This window comes from Meridianimarinicoccus marinus, assembly GCF_040689105.1.
Taxonomy (GTDB): domain Bacteria; phylum Pseudomonadota; class Alphaproteobacteria; order Rhodobacterales; family Rhodobacteraceae; genus Meridianimarinicoccus; species Meridianimarinicoccus marinus.
This window is the reverse complement of sequence record NZ_JBFBVU010000067.1, coordinates 1-3,518: the sequence shown is the minus strand read 5'-3', so window position 1 is coordinate 3,518 and position 3,518 is coordinate 1. Positions and strand designations below refer to the sequence as shown.

The window sequence follows — 3,518 nt, the reverse complement described above, 5'->3', positions numbered from 1 at the left end:
CAGAATCCCGTTTTCATTCCCGGGCCGACCAACATTCCCGAAAGCCTGCGCAAGGCTTGCGATATGCCCACCATCGACCACCGGTCGCCGCTGTTCGGCCAGATCCTGCATCCGGCGCGCGACGGCGTGCGCAAGATCCTGAAAAGCGACACGGCCGAGGTCTTCATCTTTCCCTCTACCGGCACCGGCGGCTGGGAAACCGCGCTGACCAACACGCTGTCGGCGGGCGACAGGGTTCTGGCGGCGCGCAACGGCATGTTCAGCCACCGCTGGATCGACATGTGCCAGCGTCACGGGCTGGACGTTCAGATCGTCGAAACCCCCTGGGGCGACGGGCTGCCGGCGGATCGCTATGAAGAGATCCTGACCGCCGACACCGCGCACCAGATCAAGGTCGTTCTGGCCACCCACAATGAAACCGCCACCGGCGTGAAATCCGATATTGCCGCCGTCCGCCGGGCGCTGGACGCGGCGGGCCACCCGGCGCTGCTGTTTGTCGACGGTGTCAGCTCGATTGCCTCGATGGATTTCCGCTTCGACGACTGGGGGGTGGATGTTGCGGTTGCCGGCTCGCAAAAGGGCTTCATGCTCACCGCCGGTCTGGCCATCGTCGGCTTCAGCGCCAAAGCGATGGAGGCCACCAAAACCGCCGGACTGCCGCGCACCTTCTTTGATGTGCACGACATGGCCAAGGGGTATGCCAACAACGCCTATCCCTACACCCCCGCAGTCGGCCTGCTGAACGGGTTGAACCTGTCCTGCCAGATGCTGCTGAGCGAAGGTCTGGACAACGTCTTTGCCCGGCATCACCGGATTGCCGAAGGGGTGCGCGCCGCAGTCTCCGCCTGGGGGCTGGAACTCTGCGCCAATGACCCGTCGGTCCATTCCGATACGGTCAGCGCCATCCGCACGCCCGAGGGTTTCAACGCCACCGACATCGTCACCCATGCGGCCACCACCTATGGTGTCGCTTTCGGGGTCGGTCTGGGCGAGGTTTCGGGCAAGGTGTTCCGCATCGGCCATCTGGGCAGCCTGACCGATGTCATGACCCTGTCGGGCATCGCCACCGCAGAGATGTGCATGGCCGATCTGGGTCTGGATATCCCGCTGGGCTCGGGCGTGGCGGCGGCGCAGGAATATTACCGTGGCCACCCTGCGGCCAGCCTGAAAACCGCGGCGTGATGAAGGATCTGTCGATGCACATCCCCACCTATGACGACATGCTGGCGGCGCATAAGCGGATCAAGCCGCACATCCGCCGCACGCCGGTGCGCACCTCGGACTATCTGAACGAGTTGACCGGCGCGCAACTGTTCTTCAAATGCGAGAACTTTCAGGAACCGGGCGCCTTCAAGGTGCGCGGCGCCACCAACGCGGTCTTCGGGCTGGACGAAGGGCAGGCGGCCAAGGGGGTCGCCACCCATTCGTCGGGCAACCACGCGTCCTGCCTGTCCTATGCCGCCATGCGCCGGGGCATTCCCTGCAACGTGGTGATGCCGCGCACCGCGCCGCAGGCCAAGAAGGACACCGTGCGCCGTTATGGCGGCAAGATCACCGAATGCGAGCCCTCGACCTCGTCGCGCGAAGCCACTTTCGCGCAGGTGCAGGCCGAAACCGGCGGCGACTTCGTGCATCCCTACAACGACCCGCGCGTGATCGCCGGGCAGGGGACCTGCGCCAAGGAATTCACCGAACAGACCGACGGTCTGGACATGGTGGTCGCGCCCATCGGTGGCGGCGGCATGATCTCGGGCACCTGCCTGACCCTGTCGACGCTGGCCCCCGAAACCAAGGTTATCGCCGCCGAGCCCGAACAGGCCGACGACGCCTATCGCAGCTTCAAGGCCGGGCATATCATCGCCGACGATGCCCCCAAGACCATCGCCGACGGGCTGCTGGTGCCCCTGAAGGACCTGACCTGGCATTTCGTGTCGAACCATGTGAGCGAGATCTACACCGCGTCGGACGCCGAGATCATCGCGGCCATGAAACTGACCTGGAAGCACTTGCGCGTGGTCATGGAACCCTCCAGCGCCGTGCCGCTGGCCACCATCCTGAAAAATCCCGATGCGTTCAAAGGCAAGCGCGTCGGCGTCATCATCACCGGCGGCAATGTCGATCTCGACAAACTGCCCTGGACCCAATGAGGGAGCAACTCCAATGAACGCACCTGTCAATCTCGACGATCTCGACGTGGGCTTCGACGTTCCGGCCGTGCCCGGCATGGACGCCGCGGACATCCAGACCCCTTGTCTGGTCCTCGATCTGGACGCGCTGGAACGCAACATCACCAAGATGGGCGATTACGCCAAGGCGCACGGCATGCGCCACCGGGTGCACGGCAAGATGCACAAATCGGTGGATGTGGCCAAGCTGCAGGAACGTCTGGGCGGTGCCATCGGCGTTTGCTGCCAGAAGGTCTCCGAGGCCGAGGTCTTTGCCCGCGGCGGCATCAAGGATGTGCTGGTGTCCAACCAGGTCCGCGACCCGGCCAAGATCGACCGGCTGGCCCGCCTGCCGAAACTGGGCGCGCGCACCATCGTCTGCGTCGATGACATCGACAATGTGGCCGACCTGTCGGCGGCGGCCCAGAAGCACGGCACCCAGATCGAATGCTTCGTCGAGATCGACTGCGGCGCCGGGCGCTGCGGCGTGACCACCACCGAGGCCGTGGTCGAGATTGCCCGCGCCATCGATGCCGCCCCGGGCCTGAAATTCACCGGCATCCAGGCCTATCAGGGCGCGATGCAGCATCTGGACACCTATGAGGCGCGCAAGGAAAAGCTGGACATTGCCATTGCCCAGGTGCGCGACGCGGTCGAGGGTCTGAAGGCCGTCGGGCTGGACTGCGAACTGGTGTCGGGCGGCGGCACCGGCTCGTACTATTTCGAGGCCAACTCGGGTGTCTATAACGAGCTTCAGTGCGGCTCCTACGCCTTCATGGATGCCGATTACGGCCGCATTCTGGACAAGGACGGCAAGCGCATCGATCAGGGCGAATGGGAAAACGCCTTCTTCATCCTGACCCAGGTGATGAGCCACGCCAAGGCCGACAAGGCGATCTGCGACGCCGGTCTGAAGGCGCAATCGGTGGACAGCGGCCTGCCGTTCATCTTCGGGCGCGACGACGTGGAATACATCAAGTGCTCGGACGAGCACGGGGTCATCTCGGACCCGAACGGCGTGCTGAAGGTGGGCGACAAGCTGCGGCTGGTGCCCGGCCATTGCGACCCGACCGCCAATGTCCACGACTGGTATGTGGGCGTGCGCGGTGACAGGGTCGAAACGCTCTGGCCGGTCTCGGCCCGTGGCAAGGCCTACTGAGGACGATCCGTTTCGGTGGGGGCGGCTCGGGAGGAGCCGTAAAGTCGCCCGTGTGTATGCCTTCCCACCGGCAGTGGCACACGGGCGCGCGAACGGAATTTGGAGAATGACATGTTGATCGTACCCGAACGCGACATTGCCGACCTGATGACGCGCGACGCGGCCTTTGCCGCGGTCGAGAAGGTCTTTGCCGC

Annotated in this window: 3 protein-coding genes; all 3 read left to right on the top strand. The window is 64.6% G+C overall.

The window, feature by feature from the left end; genetic code table 11:
- Window positions 1–1,182: L-aspartate--glyoxylate aminotransferase BhcA (bhcA, locus tag AB0T83_RS20100; protein WP_366194974.1), on the top strand; the 1,182-nt coding region annotated here is incomplete at its 5' end.
- On the top strand, window positions 1,182–2,147 hold the full coding sequence (gene bhcB, locus AB0T83_RS20095; RefSeq protein ID WP_366194975.1) for a beta-hydroxyaspartate dehydratase BhcB: 966 nt from the start codon (window positions 1,182–1,184) through the stop codon (window positions 2,145–2,147). The genes bhcA and bhcB, both read left to right, overlap by 1 nt.
- A gap of 13 nt (window positions 2,148–2,160) precedes the next feature.
- Window positions 2,161–3,324, top strand: a complete 1,164-nt coding sequence (gene bhcC / locus AB0T83_RS20090; protein ID WP_366194973.1) for a 3-hydroxy-D-aspartate aldolase BhcC — start codon at window positions 2,161–2,163, stop codon at window positions 3,322–3,324.
- Window positions 3,325–3,518 lie beyond the last annotated feature (194 nt).

Excerpts from the sequence above, each read along its gene's own strand:
- bhcC (WP_366194973.1), top strand. The coding sequence starts at position 2,161 with ATGAACGCACCTGTCAATCTCGACGATCTCGACGTGGGCTTCGACGTT.
- bhcB (WP_366194975.1), top strand. The coding sequence starts at position 1,182 with ATGAAGGATCTGTCGATGCACATCCCCACCTATGACGACATGCTGGCG.